Origin of the sequence: Streptomyces hilarionis (assembly GCF_024539675.1) — a bacterium.
Classification (GTDB): domain Bacteria; phylum Actinomycetota; class Actinomycetes; order Streptomycetales; family Streptomycetaceae; genus Streptomyces; species Streptomyces hilarionis.
Genome location: NZ_JAHHIT010000087.1, coordinates 1 through 14,987, shown reverse-complemented (window position 1 = coordinate 14,987; position 14,987 = coordinate 1). Strand labels below are relative to the sequence as shown.

At 74.8% G+C, this 14,987-nt stretch carries 15 protein-coding genes and 1 riboswitch; of the genes, 11 read left to right on the top strand and 4 right to left on the bottom strand.

Going from position 1 to position 14,987, the window contains the following annotated elements; all coding sequences use genetic code 11:
- Positions 1–24 precede the first annotated feature (24 nt).
- Both KMS84_RS21925 and KMS84_RS21920 read right to left on the bottom strand, forming a co-directional pair.
- Positions 25–381 (bottom strand): hypothetical protein, encoded by a 357-nt coding sequence (locus KMS84_RS21925; RefSeq protein WP_256918114.1) that lies wholly within the window; start codon positions 379–381, stop codon positions 25–27.
- Positions 382–493: 112 nt separating this feature from the next.
- Entirely contained in the window at positions 494–1,144 is a 651-nt protein-coding gene (locus KMS84_RS21920; RefSeq protein WP_256918113.1) for a TetR family transcriptional regulator, read from the bottom strand.
- Positions 1,145–1,202: 58 nt separating this feature from the next.
- Here KMS84_RS21920 and KMS84_RS21915 point away from each other — a divergent pair, with 58 nt between their 5' ends.
- The 10 genes from KMS84_RS21915 (at position 1,203) to KMS84_RS21870 (ending at position 10,503) form a co-directional block, all read left to right on the top strand.
- Positions 1,203–1,916: a class II aldolase/adducin family protein gene (locus KMS84_RS21915; RefSeq protein WP_256918112.1), complete on the top strand. Its 714-nt coding sequence runs from the start codon at positions 1,203–1,205 to the stop codon at positions 1,914–1,916.
- Positions 1,913–2,842 (top strand): carbohydrate kinase family protein, encoded by a 930-nt coding sequence (locus KMS84_RS21910; RefSeq protein ID WP_256918111.1) that lies wholly within the window; start codon positions 1,913–1,915, stop codon positions 2,840–2,842. The genes KMS84_RS21915 and KMS84_RS21910 overlap by 4 nt, the downstream gene beginning before the upstream one ends.
- 277 nt (positions 2,843–3,119) lie before the next feature.
- Complete coding sequence (locus KMS84_RS21905; RefSeq protein ID WP_256918110.1) at positions 3,120–3,242, top strand: putative leader peptide; 123 nt, start codon at positions 3,120–3,122, stop codon at positions 3,240–3,242.
- 142 nt (positions 3,243–3,384) lie between these two features.
- Positions 3,385–4,284, top strand: coding sequence for a glutathione S-transferase C-terminal domain-containing protein (locus tag KMS84_RS21900; protein ID WP_256918109.1), 900 nt, complete (start codon positions 3,385–3,387; stop codon positions 4,282–4,284).
- A gap of 68 nt (positions 4,285–4,352) precedes the next feature.
- Positions 4,353–4,472: riboswitch (SAM riboswitch) on the top strand.
- Positions 4,473–4,504: 32 nt separating this feature from the next.
- On the top strand, positions 4,505–4,654 hold the full coding sequence (locus KMS84_RS21895; RefSeq protein WP_256918108.1) for a hypothetical protein: 150 nt from the start codon (positions 4,505–4,507) through the stop codon (positions 4,652–4,654).
- Between the two features lie 195 nt (positions 4,655–4,849).
- Positions 4,850–5,830: an amino acid ABC transporter permease gene (locus tag KMS84_RS21890; protein WP_256918107.1), complete on the top strand. Its 981-nt coding sequence runs from the start codon at positions 4,850–4,852 to the stop codon at positions 5,828–5,830.
- Positions 5,827–6,657 carry an amino acid ABC transporter ATP-binding protein gene (locus KMS84_RS21885; protein WP_256918106.1) on the top strand — a complete coding sequence of 277 codons (831 nt, stop codon included), beginning with the start codon at positions 5,827–5,829 and terminating at the stop codon, positions 6,655–6,657. The genes KMS84_RS21890 and KMS84_RS21885 overlap by 4 nt, the downstream gene beginning before the upstream one ends.
- A 133-nt stretch (positions 6,658–6,790) precedes the next feature.
- Entirely contained in the window at positions 6,791–7,816 is a 1,026-nt protein-coding gene (locus KMS84_RS21880; protein WP_256918105.1) for a transporter substrate-binding domain-containing protein, read from the top strand.
- Between the two features lie 82 nt (positions 7,817–7,898).
- On the top strand, positions 7,899–9,110 hold the full coding sequence (locus KMS84_RS21875) for an LLM class flavin-dependent oxidoreductase (RefSeq protein WP_256918104.1): 1,212 nt from the start codon (positions 7,899–7,901) through the stop codon (positions 9,108–9,110).
- Between the two features lie 19 nt (positions 9,111–9,129).
- The gene (locus KMS84_RS21870) at positions 9,130–10,503 is read left to right on the top strand and encodes an NtaA/DmoA family FMN-dependent monooxygenase (protein WP_256918103.1); all 1,374 of its coding nucleotides are present in this window, start codon (positions 9,130–9,132) and stop codon (positions 10,501–10,503) included.
- Between the two features lie 100 nt (positions 10,504–10,603).
- Here the strand turns inward: KMS84_RS21870 and absR1 are convergent, their stop codons facing one another.
- Positions 10,604–11,689, bottom strand: coding sequence for a beta-glucuronidase AbsR1 (gene absR1, locus KMS84_RS21865; protein WP_256918102.1), 1,086 nt, complete (start codon positions 11,687–11,689; stop codon positions 10,604–10,606).
- A gap of 71 nt (positions 11,690–11,760) precedes the next feature.
- On the opposite strand from absR1, the gene KMS84_RS21860 reads away from it, so the two are divergent.
- On the top strand, positions 11,761–14,088 hold the full coding sequence (locus tag KMS84_RS21860; RefSeq protein ID WP_438818971.1) for a helix-turn-helix transcriptional regulator: 2,328 nt from the start codon (positions 11,761–11,763) through the stop codon (positions 14,086–14,088).
- A gap of 13 nt (positions 14,089–14,101) precedes the next feature.
- Here the strand turns inward: KMS84_RS21860 and KMS84_RS21855 are convergent.
- Positions 14,102–14,987: CHAT domain-containing protein (locus KMS84_RS21855; protein ID WP_256918101.1), on the bottom strand; the 886-nt coding region annotated here is incomplete at its 5' end.

Sequence of the window (14,987 nt, the reverse complement as noted above, 5' to 3'; positions counted from 1 at the left end):
GCGGCCGGCGGTCACCCCCGGCGGTCAGCGGAACTCGTGCACGACCTCGATCCGGCCCACGATGTGCGCGTTGAACTCGGGCAACTCCTCGGCGGGAACCCACAGTTCGAGGATCGTGCGACCGCCCGCGCGCTGGACCGGGTAGCGGCTCAGGAACGCGGAGTCGACCTCGAACCGGGTCACGTACCCCGCACCGTCGTGCTTGACGTTCCAGTCCCGGGCGATCCTGACGGCGTAGTCCTCGTTCAGCACCGGATAGAAGATCGGCTGCTCGGGAAGGCGCGGCGGCCAGGCGCGCCAGGCGAGGTCGCGCACCAGCGCCAGCTCCACCGGGCCGGTGGGGCGCCACAGGGTGGTCGTGGGGCGGGGCTGCCGGGTCACGGGGATCGCCTTCCTGGTGCGGCGGGCCTGAAGGGGGAACGGCCCGCCCGGGAGCCCGACCGTATCCACCGGCCGGCGCCGCGGCGAGCGACTTTCGCCCCCGGCCGCCCGCCTACCGCGGGTCGTGCCGGGCGACGACCTCGGTGAGGTAGCCGCGCAGCATGGTCTTGGCCTCGTCGAGGAGTTCGCCGTCGCCTTCGGGGGTGCGGCGGAAGGCCTCCTGCGCGAGCGCGTCGGCGGCGAGGACCGCGGCGTGGCACGCCCGCGCCAGCCGCTCGTCGTCCCCGGCCACGCCCAGGGCGAGCAGGACCCGGCGGACGCCGTCGGCCATGCGTCGCTTGTGCTCGCGGTCCGCGGCCCGGGTCCGCTCGGTCAGCCCGCTGCCGAACCACAGGGCGCGGAAACCGTGTTCGGTGCGGTAGACGGCGGCGCAGGTGTCGACGAGGACGCCCACCGGATCGTCCCAGCGCTCATCGGCGGCGGCGCGGGTCAGATCGTCCATGACGCCTTCGAGGCGGGCGAAGTACCCCGCGGCCAGGGCGTCGATGATCGCGCCCCGGTCGGGGAGGTACTGGTAGAGGGAGCCGACCGACACCTTCGCCTCGGCCGCGACCCGTGTCGTGGTGAGCGCCTCCACGCCCTCGTCGACCAGGATGCGCTCGGCGGCCCGCAGCAGCAGGGCCAGACGTGCCCTGCTGCGGGCCTGCCGGGGAGTGCGGCGCAGGGGTGCGCCGCCGTCGGGGCCTGTGGTCGGCGGGACCAAAGGACTGCCTCCAAACCTGAACGTGACTTTGTTTCACGTTTACGCTACCTTCGCGCCCATGACCGCCTCAAGCTCGGAGCTGAGTCAGGAGCGGGCCGCCGTGGCGGACGCCTGCCGGCGTCTGGGGGCCGAGGGCCTCCTCATCGGCACGGCCGGGAACGTGAGCGCACGCGTCGACGACCGGGTCGCGATCACCGCGACCGGAGCGGTCCTCGCCCGGCTCACCCCGGACCAGGTGACCGTCGTCGACCTCGACGGGAACGTCGTCGCCGGAGACCTGCGCCCGACGTCGGAACTGGACCTGCACCTCGGCGTCTACCGCCGCTACGGCGTCGGCGCGGTCGTCCACACCCACGCTCCGATGGCCACCGCCGTCTCCTGCGTGCTCGACGAACTCCCGTGCATCCACTACCAGTTGCTGACCCTCGGTGGTGCGGTGCGCGTCGCGCCGTACGCCACCTTCGGCACCCCCGAGCTGGCCGGGTCGGTGCTCGCCGCGCTCGACGGCCGCAGCGCCGCCCTGATGGCCAACCACGGCGCGGTGACCCACGGGAGGACCCTCGACGACGCCGTCGAGAACGCGCTCCTGCTCGAATGGGCCTGCGGCGTCTACCGGAACGCGGCCGCCATGGGAGCGCCACGCGTCCTCGACGAACGGCAGCAGGGCGCCGTCATCGAGGCCGCCCTGGCCCGCGGCTACGGCGCCACCCAGCCCGTGCCGTCCGCACGACCCGTAGAGGAACCAGAGCCGACGAAGGGGGAGAGCCGATGAAGGTCTTCACGATGGGCGTGCACGTGCTGGACGTGCTGGTCCGGCCCGTGCAGGAGATACCCGAGGGCCAGGGCGCGACCCTGGTCGAGGACATCCGGATGACCGCGGCCGGGACCGCCGGCGGGACCGCCCTCACCCTCGCCAAGCTGGGCGCCCAGGTGCGCAGCGCGGGAGCCGTCGGCTCGGACCCGACCGGGGACATGCTGGCGCTCCTTCTCGAACGGGCGGGCGTGGACACCGAGTTCCTGGTCCGCCGCACCGACACCGCCACCTCCGCGAGCGTCCTGCCGATCCGGCCCAACGGCGACCGGCCCTCGCTGCACCTGCTCGGCGCCAACATCACCTACGGACTGGACGACGTCCCCTGGGAGGCCCTCGCCGAGGCCACCCACCTGCATCTGGGCGGACCGGAGCTGATCGGCGTCGACGTCGCCGCCCGCATCCTGTCCTTCGCCAAGGAGCACGGCGTCGTCACCTCGGTGGACCTGCTCGCTCCCGGTGTCCTGGGCAGCTTCGAGCAGATCGAGGCGGCCCTGCCCCACATCGACCACCTGCTGCCCAACGAGGACCAGGTCCTCGGCTTCACCGGCGAGAGCGACCTGCTGACGGGGGCGCGCAAGCTGCTCGGCGCGGGTGCGGGCGTCGTCGCCGTCACCCGCGGCGGGGACGGAGCGCTGGTGGTCACCGCCGACGGCGCGGAGCCGGTGCCGGCCTTCGAGATCGACGTCGTCGACACCACCGGCTGCGGAGACGCCTTCTCGGCGGGCTATCTGCGGGGCGTGGCCCTCGGCCGCACCCCGGGGGACGCGGCGGTCCTCGGCAGCGCCGCCGCCGCTCTCGTGGCGCAGGGTCTCGGCAGCGACCACGGCGACTTCGACCTCGCGGCCGCCGACGCGTTCGCGGCGACCCGCAAGCCCCGCCAGTGAACCGACGCCCGCGGTCCTGACGCGTCGGCCCGCACGGCCGGAAGCGGGCCGTGCGGGCCGCCGAGCTCCTCGTGCGGGCCGGTGGCGTCCCGCGCCGCCCGCCCCCGGCCTCCCTCGCCGCGCGCACGGCGTCCGGCCGGGTCCCGGCCGGGGCCTCCCCCTCCGCTCGGCCGGCCTTCGAGCCCGCGCGTATTCACTGGGTGGACGCCCTCTTGACGGGGGCTCGGGGCGGATCGACACTCGTTCCGGGAATCCTAGTGAACAGGTAGGGAAAGCGATGGGGCGACTGGAGCCGGTCATCGGCCGCGCGAGCCGCACGGCGTGCTCGTCGCCCCTGCTCACCTCCCGCCGTCACATCGACCTGCAGCGCGTGTGCAGCGCGATCGGGTCCCAGGGCTGAGGCGGGCCTCCTCCCCGCGCCCAGCCGCACCGGCGGCGCCCCACGGGCACGTCCGGGCCCGGCGCGCGTGACCAGGTCCCGCACCCTCGACGTCGCATCCGCCGCGCGCACGTCCACCGTGCGCCCCGCCCCGGGGAGAGTCATGTCCGTCACACCGGCGACCGCCGCCCAGCCGTCCGCCCGCCCCGCGCCCGCCTTCCGCGGCCGGATCGGCCGGGACGCCCGCAGCGGCCACTACGCCGTGCCGCGCCGCTACCGGCTCCACCTGGCGGCGGCCGACCCCGACTGTCTGCGCATCGCCGTCACCCACAGCCTCCTCGGCCTGGACGCGGTCTGCCCGGTCACCTTCCTGCCGGCCGTCCCCGACTGCCCCGACGGCGGTCACTCCGCGCTGCGCCCCCTGTACGACGCCAGCGCGCACCACTACACCGGACCGGCCCTGGCCCCGGTGCTCAGCGACGACTGGTCGGGGCGCATCGTCAGCAGCCACGGACCCGACATCGCCCGCGACCTGGCCCGCAGGTTCGGCGGCGGCCGGGCCGCGCTGTACCCGTGCGGCGCGGAGTCCCAGATCGAGGCCGTCGAGCGGATGTGCGCACAGGGCGTCGAGGCGGCCGCCCAGCGGGCCGGAGCGGCCGACGCCGGGGAGGGCGAGCGCGTGGCCGCCCTCGACGCGCTCCTCGCCACGCTCGGCGTGCTGGAGAGCGGACTGGGCGCCCACCGATACCTGATCAGCGATCAGGTGACGGCCGCGGACGTGGAGTTGTGGGTGGCGCTGGTCCAGCTCGACACCGTCCACCGGTGCCACCTCGACGCCGAGGCCGTGCGCCGCATCGCCGACCACCCGGCCCTGTGGGCCTACGCCCGCCGGCTGGCCGCCCTGCCGGCCTTCGGCGCGCACCTCGACCTGGACGCCGTCGCGCGCCGCCACCACGCCCGCTGTCAGGGCCTGGAGGCCGCCGGCGCCGCCGTCCAGATCCTGGACTGGGCGACCCACGCGGCGGACGGCGCCGCGATCCGACCGCAGGTCAACCGGCCCTGAGAGCGGTCCAGTCGGTGGACAGGACGTTGACATCCCGTCGGGCGGCTGGCTTACTTGCAGACCAGAACGGTCATGAGCGTCAGCGACAAGCCCTGGCTTGCTGACCGGCAACCCTCGCTCCGCGGTGGGGTGCCCCAGGTGACGACCGGACCGACGCGTCGGTGACGACGCGCCGGTAAGCGCGAGGGCCCCCGTGGCCGTGACAGTGACGGAGAAGGACATGGACGCAGCTCACCGGACGGCCCCCCGCCGCCCTCTGGGCTGCCTCCGTCCGTACCTCGACATCCTGGTCGGCGACCGTGCCGTCGACCTGCTGCGGGTGAACAGCGCACTGTGTACCGCGCCGGGCCGTGCCCGCCGCCGGGGCTGAAGCCCAGCCTTCCGCCCCGCCCCGCGTTCCTGACGGACACCGCCCGAGCGGTGTCCCGTTGCCCGCCCCACCCCGTCATCGGCACGCGTCCGTGCGCCGTGCCCACGCGCTCCCGCAGCGGTCCCCGCCGCCCGGACGCGCGGGGCCGCCCGCGCCCGCCGTGACCCGGGGTGCCCACTCCCGCCGGAGCCCTCCATGAGTGAACCCCCAGGCGTCGTGACCCTCGCCGAGGCCGCGCCCGCCGCCGACATCCCCCCGGACGAGCCGCGGGCGCAACGGGTCCAGCCGCTGCGCCGGCCGGGCCGCTGGATCGCCACCGCCGTCGCCCTGGTCCTGGTGGCGCAGTTCGCGCACGGCCTGATCTCCAACCCCTTCTACCAGTGGGACCGCTTCGGCTACTGGTTCCTGCGGCCCGTGATCCTCGACGGACTGCTCGTCACGCTCGAAGTGGCCGCCTACAGCGCGGTGCTGGGACTGCTCGGCGGTGTCGTGCTCGCCCTCGCCCGGCTCTCGAAGAGCCCGGTGCTGCGCGCCGTCAGCTGGACCTACGTCTGGGCGCTGCGCTCCATCCCGCTGATCGTGGTGCTGCTCTTCCTCTACAACTTCAGCGCCCTGTACCAGACGTTGAGCCTGGGCGTCCCCTTCGGCCCGGCGTTCGTCCGCTTCGACGAGTCCCGGCTCGCCACCGACATGGTGATCGCCGTCGTCGGCCTCAGCCTCAACGAGGCGGCCTACGCCGCCGAAGTGGTCCGCGGCGGCATCCTCTCCGTCGACCAGGGCCAGCACGAGGCGGCCGCCGCGCTCGGACTGCCCCGGCGCTACCAGTTCTGGAGGATCGTCTTCCCGCAGGCCCTGCGCTCGATCGTCCCCAACTACGTCAACCAGCTGATCGGGCTGGTCAAGGCCACCTCACTGGTCTTCTACGTGTCACTGCTCGACCTGTTCGGCACCGCGCAGACCCTGGGCGCCACCTACCCGGGCGACATCGTGCCGCTGCTTCTGGTCGTCACCGTCTGGTACCTCGTCCTGACCAGCCTCGTCTCCGTCATCCAGTTCTACGTCGAGCGGCACTACGCCCGGGGCGCCACCCGGTCCCTGCCGCCGACGCCGTCGCAGAAGCTGCGGACCGCACTCACCGACCTGCGGGCCCGCATCCGCCGGGAGGCCGCCGTATGACCGCCGAGACCCTGAGCAGCGCGCGCCCCCTGCGGGACGCCGTGACCGACGCCGGCGGCGAGGTCGTCCCCGCCGCGCTCGAAGTGCACGACGTGCACAAGTGGTACGGCGCCCACCAGGTGCTGGACGGGGTGAGCCTGACCGTGCGGCCCGGCGAGGTCACCGTGATCCTCGGGCCGTCCGGCTCCGGCAAGTCGACCCTGCTGCGGGTCGTGAACCACCTGGAGAAGCCGGAGGCCGGTTACGTCAGCGTCAACGGCGAGCCGATCGGTGTGCGCCGCCACGGCGGCCGGCTGCGCGAACTGAGCGAGCGGGCCATCCTGGCCCAGCGCCGCCGGATCGGGTTCGTGTTCCAGAACTTCCATCTCTTCCCGCACCTGACCGTGCTGGACAACGTCGCCGCCGCGCCGGCCGCCACCGGGCAGCTCTCGAAGCCCCAGGCCCTGGAACTGGCCCGCGAACTCCTCGGCAGGGTGGGCCTGTCCGACAAGGCCGCCGCCTACCCGAGGCAGCTGTCCGGCGGACAGCAGCAGCGGGTCGCCATCGCCCGCGCTCTCGCGCTGCGTCCCGGCGTCATCCTCTTCGACGAGCCCACGTCCGCGCTCGACCCCGAACTCGTCGGCGAAGTCCTCGCCGTCATCAAGGACCTGGCCACCGGCGGCACCACGCTCGTCATCGTCACCCACGAGGTCGGCTTCGCCCGCGAGGTCGCCGACCAGGTCGTCTTCATCGACGGCGGCCGCGTCGTCGAACAGGGCCCGCCGGGCCAGGTCCTCGACCGCCCCCGCCACGAGCGGACCCGCGACTTCCTCAGCAAGGTGCTCTGACGCCGGGCCCCCGTGCCTCCCCGACCCCCGTACATCCCGGGCCCTGCGCCACGCCCTCACCCGCGTGTCCGGACACCCGGCAGCCCCCAACGAACCAGTACCCCCGTACTCACCTCACCAAGGACGGACGGCCATGCCTGCCCACTTCACCCGACGCAGCCTGCTCCGCGCAGCCACCGCCGCGACCGCGGTCACCGCTCTCGCCACCGGCCTCGCCGCCTGCGGCGGCGACAGCGAGGCCGCCACCGGGGCCCACGGCGACGCCGCCGGCACCGTGACCATCGGCAGGGTCTCCAACGGCGCCGCCCAGGAGAGCACCCTGAAGGTCCCCGAGGTCGCGTCCATCAGGGCCGAACTGCCCGCCGCCGTCAGGAAGAGCGGCAGGCTGACCATCGGCGTCGGCGCCCTGCCCTCCGGCTTCGCGCCCCTGGCCTACCTCGGCGACGACCAGAAGACCCTCACCGGCGCCGAGCCCGACCTCGGCCGCCTGGTGGCCGCGGTGCTCGGCCTGAAGCCGCAGACGAAGAACTTCACCTGGGAGAACCTCTTCGTCGGCATCGACAGCGGCAAGGTCGACGTCGCCTTCTCGAACGTCACCGACACCGAGGAGCGCAAGAAGAAGTACGAGTTCGCCTCCTACCGCCAGGACAACCTCGGCTGGGAGGTCAAGAAGTCCAGCACGTGGAACTTCGACGGCGACTACGAGAAGCTCGCCGGTCTCACCGTCACCGTCGGCTCCGGCACCAACCAGGAGAAGATCCTCCTCGAGTGGAAGAAGAAGCTGGAGTCCGAGGGCAAGAAGCTCACCGTCAAGTACTACCCGGACCGCAACGGCACCTATCTCGCCCTGAACAGCGGCAAGGTCGACGCGTTCTTCGGCCCCAACCCCGGCATCGCCTACAACGTCGCCAAGACCGCCGGCACCGCCAACGCGACCCGCAACGCGGGCACCTTCTCCGGCGCCGGCGAGTCGCTCCAGGGCCTGATCGCCGCCACCGCCAAGAAGGACAGCGGCCTCGCCAAGCCCATCGCGGACGCCGTCAACCACCTGATCAGGACCGGGCAGTACGCGAAGTGGCTGGCCGCCTACCACCTCTCCAACGAGGCCGTCGCCACGTCCGAGGTCAACCCGCCCGGCCTGCCGGTGACCAACTCCTGACCGCCCGCACCGTCCCCTCGCGCCCAGCCACCCGTCGTCCGAAGGCCGGCGCTCTCCCACGGACCTCCAGGAAGGCACCCTCGTGTCCTCGACCCCCTCCTCCCCCCTGCACCTCGCCGTCGCCCTGGACGGCACCGGCTGGCACCCCGCCTCCTGGCGTGAACCCGTCGCCCGCCCCCGCGAACTGTTCACCGCCGGCTACTGGACCGACCTGGTCACCGAGGCCGAACGCGGTCTGCTCGACTTCGTGACGATCGAGGACGGCCTGGGCCCGCAGTCCTCCCACTTCCTCGACCCGGACGACCGCACCGACCAGGTCCGCGGCCGCCTCGACGCCGTCCTCGTCGCCGCCCGCGTCGCGCCGCTCACCCACCGCATAGGCCTGGTGCCGACCGTGGTGGCCACGCACACCGAGCCCTTCCACATCTCCAAGGCCATCGCCACCCTCGACTACGTGAGCGCCGGCCGCGCCGGTCTGCGCGTCCAGATCACCGCCCGCCCCACCGAGGCCGCCCACTTCGGCCGCCGCACGATCCCCCGCATCCGCGCCTACGACGACCCGGCCGCCCAGGAGCTGCTGACCGAGCTGTTCGACGAGGCCGCCGACCACGTCGAGGTCGTGCGCCGCCTCTGGGACAGCTGGGAGGACGACGCGGAGATCCGGGACGCGGCCACCGGCCGGTTCATCGACCGCGACAAACTGCACTACATCGACTTCGAGGGCCCCCGTTTCCGCGTCAAGGGCCCCTCCATCACCCCGCGCCCGCCGCAGGGCCAGCCCCCGGTCACCGCACTCGCCCACGACACGGTCCCCTACCGCCTCGTGGCCCGCGCCGCCGACGTCGGCTACGTCACCCCGCACGACGCCGACGAGGCCCGGGCGATCGTCGCCGAGATCCGCGCCGCGCAGGAGGCGGCGGGACGGGCGACCGAGCCGCTCCACGTCTTCGCCGACCTGGTCGTCCTCCTCGACGACGACCCGGCCACGGCGGCCGCCCGCCTCGACCGCCTCGACACCCTCGCCGGCGAGGAGTACCGAAGCGACGCCCGCGTGTTCACCGGGACCCCCGCGCAACTGGCCGACGTGCTCCAGGAGTTGCAGACCGCCGGCCTCACCGGATTCCGGCTGCGGCCCGCCGTCGCCGGCCACGACCTGCCCGCCGTCACCCGCGGACTCGTCCCCGAACTCCAGCGCCGCGGCGTGTTCCGCCGCGCCTACGAGGCCGACACGCTGCGCGGGCTGCTCGGCCTGTCCCGCCCCGCCAACCGCTACGCCGCCCCGGCCCACGTCTGAGCGGGAGGGAGACCCCGTCATGAGCAAGCCCCGCAAGCAGATCCACCTCGCCGCCCACTTCCCCGGCGTCAACAACACCACCGTGTGGAGCGACCCGCAGGCCGGAAGCCACATCGAGTTCAGCTCCTTCGCCCACTTCGCGCGGACCGCCGAACGCGCCAAGTTCGACTTCCTCTTCCTCGCCGAGGGCCTGCGCCTGCGCGAACAGGGCGGCAGGATCTACGACCTGGACGTGGTCGGCCGCCCCGACACCTTCACCGTCCTCGCGGCACTGGCCGCCGTCACCGAGCGCCTCGGCCTGACCGGCACCATCAACTCCACCTTCAACGAGCCCTACGAGGTGGCCCGCCAGTTCGCCAGCCTCGACCACCTCTCCGACGGGCGCGCCGCCTGGAACGTCGTCACCTCCTGGGACGCGTTCACCGGCGAGAACTTCCGCCGCGGCGGCTTCCTCGCGCAGGACGACAGGTATGCGCGCGCCAAGGAGTTCCTCGCCACCGCGGGCGAGCTCTTCGACTCCTGGCGGGGCGACGAGATCGTCGCCGACCCGGCCACGGGCACGTTCCTGAGCGACGCCAAGGCCGGCGCCTTCGTCCACGAAGGCGACCAGTTCGACATCCACGGCCGGTTCAACGTGCCGCGCAGCCCCCAGGGCCGCCCGGTGATCTTCCAGGCCGGCGACTCCGACGAGGGCCGCGAGTTCGCGGCCGCCGGCGCCGACGCCATCTTCAGCCGGTACGCGGCGCTCGACGCGGGCCGCGCCTTCTACACCGACGTCAAGTCCCGCCTCGCCAAGTACGGCCGCCGCGCGGACCAGTTGCTCATCCTGCCCGCCGCCAGCTTCGTCCTCGGCGACACCGACGAGGAGGCCGCCCTGATCGCTCGGGAGGTACGCCGCAAGCAGGTCAGCGGCGCGACCGCCCTCAAGCACCTGGAGTTCGTCTGGAACCGGGACCTGTCCGGCTACGACCCGGAGGGCCCGCTGCCGGACGTCGACCCGGACCCCGGCGAGCACCACATCGCGCGCGGCCGCGCCCAGGTGCGCATGTACCGCGACCCGCTGGCCACCGCCCGCGAATGGCGTGCGCTCGCCGAGGCCAACGGCTGGTCGATCCGGGACCTGGTCATCGAGACCGGCAGCCGCCAGAACTTCGTCGGCTCGCCGCAGACCGTCGCCCGCACCATCGACGACTACGTCCAGGCCGACGCCGCCGACGGCTTCATCCTCGTCCCGCACCTCACCCCCGGCGGGCTCGACGAGTTCGCCGACAAGGTCGTCCCGCTGTTGCAGGAACGGGGCGTGTACCGCACCGAGTACGAGGGCACCACGCTGCGCGACCACCTCGGACTCGACCACCCGGACGCCGCCGGCGCCGAACGGGCCGCGTCCTGACGACCGGCCCCGGTGTGGCCGGGGCCGTCACCCTCCCCCGAAGGCGACGGCCCCGGCGCTTCCCCCGGCGGCGGACTGTGGTGTGCGCGGCCTTCCCGGTTCACCAGCACATGAGCGCGCTCTCACCCGATCCCCAGCCGCAGTACTGGCGCACACGGACGACGTAACGGCGGCCGCGGACGAGCCGGGCCCTGATCGTCGCGTTGAACGGAGCGCCCCCGTCGTCCCGCCCCGCGAGGAACCGGGGTTCGCCGTCCCGCTCCTCGAACACGACGACCACCGAGTCGCACTCGCCGAAGACGCCGACGGCGTACTCCCGGGTCTCGAGCGGCTCGACCGTGAAATCGGCCTGTCCGCCCGGCCCGAGCGACAGCGGCGCGGACCGGAACGGCACCAGCGCGGGCGGCCGCTGCACGGACTGCGGCGGATACCAGCGCAGCGCGAACTCCCTGTCGAGCGGCGACAGCGTCCCGGGCGGCTGCACACCTGCGCGGAACTGCTCCGGTTCCAGGATCAGCCCGGCCGCGAACGGATACTCCATCACCGACTGCGCGTCCCACACCGAGCCGTTGGCCTCGGCCGGATCCAGCTTGCGCAGCACGTTGAAGTGGATCCGGTCCCGGCTCCAGTGGTGAGGCGGCCCCGACAGTTCGGCGTACACCGCCTCGTCGTCGAAGTGGAGGCCCGCGAAGGGGCTCTGGTGCTCGTGCCGCATGCCGAGGGCGTGCCCGATCTCGTGCAGGACGACCGCCCTCTCCCCGGGGGCGGTCACATCCCAGCCGACGTTCATGGTGCGCTCGTTGAGCCCGGCCGACAGCGCGTCGCGGCCCACCGCCGACCAGCAGCCGTCACCCGCCTGGAAACCGATGCGCAGCTCCGCCTCCGAGCGGTCGTCGACCTCGGCGAACGTCACACCGACGCCCAGGTCCGCCCACGCGCGGAAGCAGTCCCGCACGACCTCCCGCTGCTCCTGGCCGCCGACCCACGACACCCACCGGGTCCCCGCGTTGCCCGGCAGGGCGATGACCGAGCCGTCGTCCTCGCGGTCGAAGAAGCAGTAGTGCAGCACGGTGCCGTTGACCCACATCAGCCGCCCGCCCCGCAGCGCGCCCAGCCGCTCGGCGGCCAGCCCCGGGGCGAACGCGGGGGCCGACTGCTGAGCGAGCGAGCAGTACCGGGCGGTCATGGGTGCCAGGCTGCCGTGCGAACCGGGCGGGCGGCCAGAGCCGGGGCTACTCAAGTCACCCTGTATCAGGCGTGAGTACCCCTGCTCCCATAGACGTGACGAGCATCGAACCCCTGGCCGGGACCCTGCGAACGCCTTGGCCGTTCACGGGCCGCGAGCGGGAACTGGAGCTCGTGCGCCGCTGCCTGGCGGCGGGCCGGCCCGGTCTCGTCGTCACGGGGCCCGCGGGCTGCGGCCGCACCCGGCTGGCGCGGGAGGCGGTGCGCGGCGCCGACTGCGCGCGGGTGGCCGGCTCGCCCGGCCTCGCCGGGGTCCGCGACCTGCCCTTCGCCGCCTTCGCCCACCTGCTCCCCGAGGGCGTCACCCTGCACCGCGCCGTCCGCCTCCTGTGCGGCGTGCGGCTGCTGGTGGTCGACGACGCCCAGCTGCTGGACGACGCCTCCGCCGCCCTGCTCCACCAACTGGCCGTGCACGGGCACACCCGGCTGCTGGTCCTCGTCGCGGACGACGCGCCCGTGCCCGCGGCCGTGTCCCGGCTGTGGACCGGTGAACTCCTGCCCCGCCTCGCCCTGGGCGCCCTGTCCCGTGAGGAGACCGCCCGCCTCCTCACGGACGGGACGGACGACCCCGTCGAGCCCCTCACCGTCCGCCGGCTGCACCGACTGTGCCGGGGCGACCTGCGGCTGCTGAGGGACCTGCTGGAGGCGGTGCGCGAGCGACGCCCGCCGAACCGGGACCCGGACCGGCGGACGGCAGGGAGCCCGGCACGGGACGTGGGCCGGAACCCGGCATCGAACCCGGCACAGCAGGCGGTACGGGACCCGGAACGGGACACCGGCCAGGACACGGACCGGGAGAGCGGCGACGGTTCGTGGGCGTGGCGCGGTCCGATCCCGCTCACCCCCGCCCTGCGCGAACGCGCCGTCGCCGTGCTCGCCCGTCCCCGCCCCGACGAACGCGACGTCCTCGACCGTCTCGCCTTCGCCGAACCCCTGCCGCTGCCCTCGGACGCCTTCGACGCGCGGGCCCTGGAACGCCTGGAGGCGGACGGCCTCCTCGACGTCGTCGACGGCACCGGCGTCCGCCTGGCCCACCCCCTGCACGGCCCCGCGCTGCGGGCCGCGGCCGGACCGCTGCGCGCGCGGCGCCTCTCCCGCGCCCGGCCGCCCGTCGCACCCGCCCTCGCGGCCGAGGCGGCCCGGCTGGCCCGGCGCATCGAGCGGGTCGACGTGCGGGCGACGCCCACCCCCGTGGGGGAGTGGCTCCTGGCGGAGGGGGAAGCGGTTCCGCCGTGGTACGCCGCCGTCCACGCGCGGTTCTCACGGCTGCGGGGAGAACTGCGCGAGGCGGCGGCCTGGGCGCGCGAGGGCCTGGCCGGCGCCCCGCACGACACCGCCTGCCGCATCGAACTGGCCCTGGCGGCGGCCCAGTCGGGGGAGACCGGCGAGCTGATCGACCCGCTCGCCGCCCACCCCGGCACGGCCCCCTGGGCCCCGGCGGCCCGCGGCGATCTCGACGCCGCCCGCAAGACCCTGCCGCTCCCCGACGCCCGCACCGCCCCCGCGGCCGCTGCCGACTGCGCGCGGGCCTGCCCGGACGCCGTCCCGCAGGGCTCCGCGGCCGCCGACGCCCCGGCGGCAGCAGGGCGCGGGCTCCGGCAGGCGCGTTCGGACGGCCTCCCCGAAGGCTGCGGCTCTCCCGTGGCCGGTGCGGGGGACCGACGCGGGCACGCGGGTGCGGACGGCGGCGTGAAGGCCCTCGCGCCGTCCACGCAGGGCGACGCCGACCCCGTCGCCTCGCGCCCCGGCCTCGGCACGGCCCCCAGCTGCGGCGGCGGTGGCCCCGCGGCCGACGGGCCGGGCCCCCACCGTCCCGCCCGCGGGTGCGCGGTGGACGACCCCTACACCGTCTACGACGCCGTGCGCCTCGGCGTGCCCGAGGCGGCCGTCCGGGTCCTCCCGGCCGGCGGGGTGCTCGCCCTGCACGCCCGTGCGCTGGCCGGGGCCGACGGGCCCGCTCTGGACGCGGCCGCCGCCGAGCTCGCCGAACGCGGGCTGCTCCTCTTCGCGGCCGAGGCGTACGCCCAGGCCGCCCGGGTGCACCGGGACCCGGGCGCCGCGCGCACCGCCCGTGCCCGCGCCGCCGCCCTCGCCCGGCGCTGCCAGGGAGCCCGCACCCCGGCGCTGGCGGGGCTGGCCCTGGGCGAACTCACCGCGCGCCAGCGGCAGATCGTCGCCCTCGCCGCGCAAGGGCTCAGCAACCGGCAGATCGCCGAACGCCTCACGCTGTCCGTGCGCACGGTCGGCAACCACCTCCACGGCGCCTACACCCGCCTCGGCGCCGACGACCGCGCGTGCCTGCCGGGACTGCTCGAGCTGCCGGAGGGGCAACCGGCCTGAGCGGGCTACCCGTTCAGGCCGCCCCGAACGCCGCGAACGCCCAGCCCGTGGCCTGGTGCACGGCGTCCCCCGGAAGCGCGGCCCGCGCGTCGCGCAGCGCCTCCGCCAGGGACAGACCCGCGCTGACGCCCTTGTGCAGGGCCAGCATCAGGGGGACCACCGCCGCGTCGTTGACGGGTGCGCTGCTGGCCACCACGCCCGCCGTGCCCAGCGGGAGCAACGCCGTCACCAGGCCCAGGAGTTCGTCCGCGCCGACCGAGGCGAGCCGGGCCGTGTCGCAGCTGGACAGGATGATCCGGTACGGGCTGCGGGCCAGCCGCTCGAAGTCGTGCACGATGAGCGGGCCGTCGGCCATGCGCAGCGACGAGAACATGGGACTGTCCGCGCGGAACGCGCCGTGCGCGGCGATGTGGGCCAGCGCGGCGCCGTCCAACTCCCGCAGCACACGCGGGACACGGGCCTCCTCCTGCTCCAGCACGACCGGCCTGCCGTAGCGCCCCGCCACCTCCGGCACCTCCGCGCCGCCGGTCGCGAGGCCCGGTCCGCGCACCAGGACCTGGCGGCCGCCCGGCGGGGCCTGCGTGTCCCGCGCGCGCAGCCAGCCGCTCGCCGACGGCGACACGCTGAGCACCCGCTCGCGCAGCGACGGCAGCAACGCCCACGGCACCCGGTGCAGGCGGGCCGGGGGCACCACCACGACCGGCCCGGAGCCCAGCTGCGCGGCCGCCTCCCCCAGCAGCAGCTCCTCCAGCCGGCGACCCGCCGCCTCCACCACCGGCAGCCGGCCCTCCGCGCCGGGGTGCGCGAGGCGGCGCAGCCCGGCCTGGACGTGCTCGGCCTCCCGCTCGGCCTCGGCGAGCAGCCCGCCCGCGAACCGGCGCACCCGCCCGCCCCCGCAC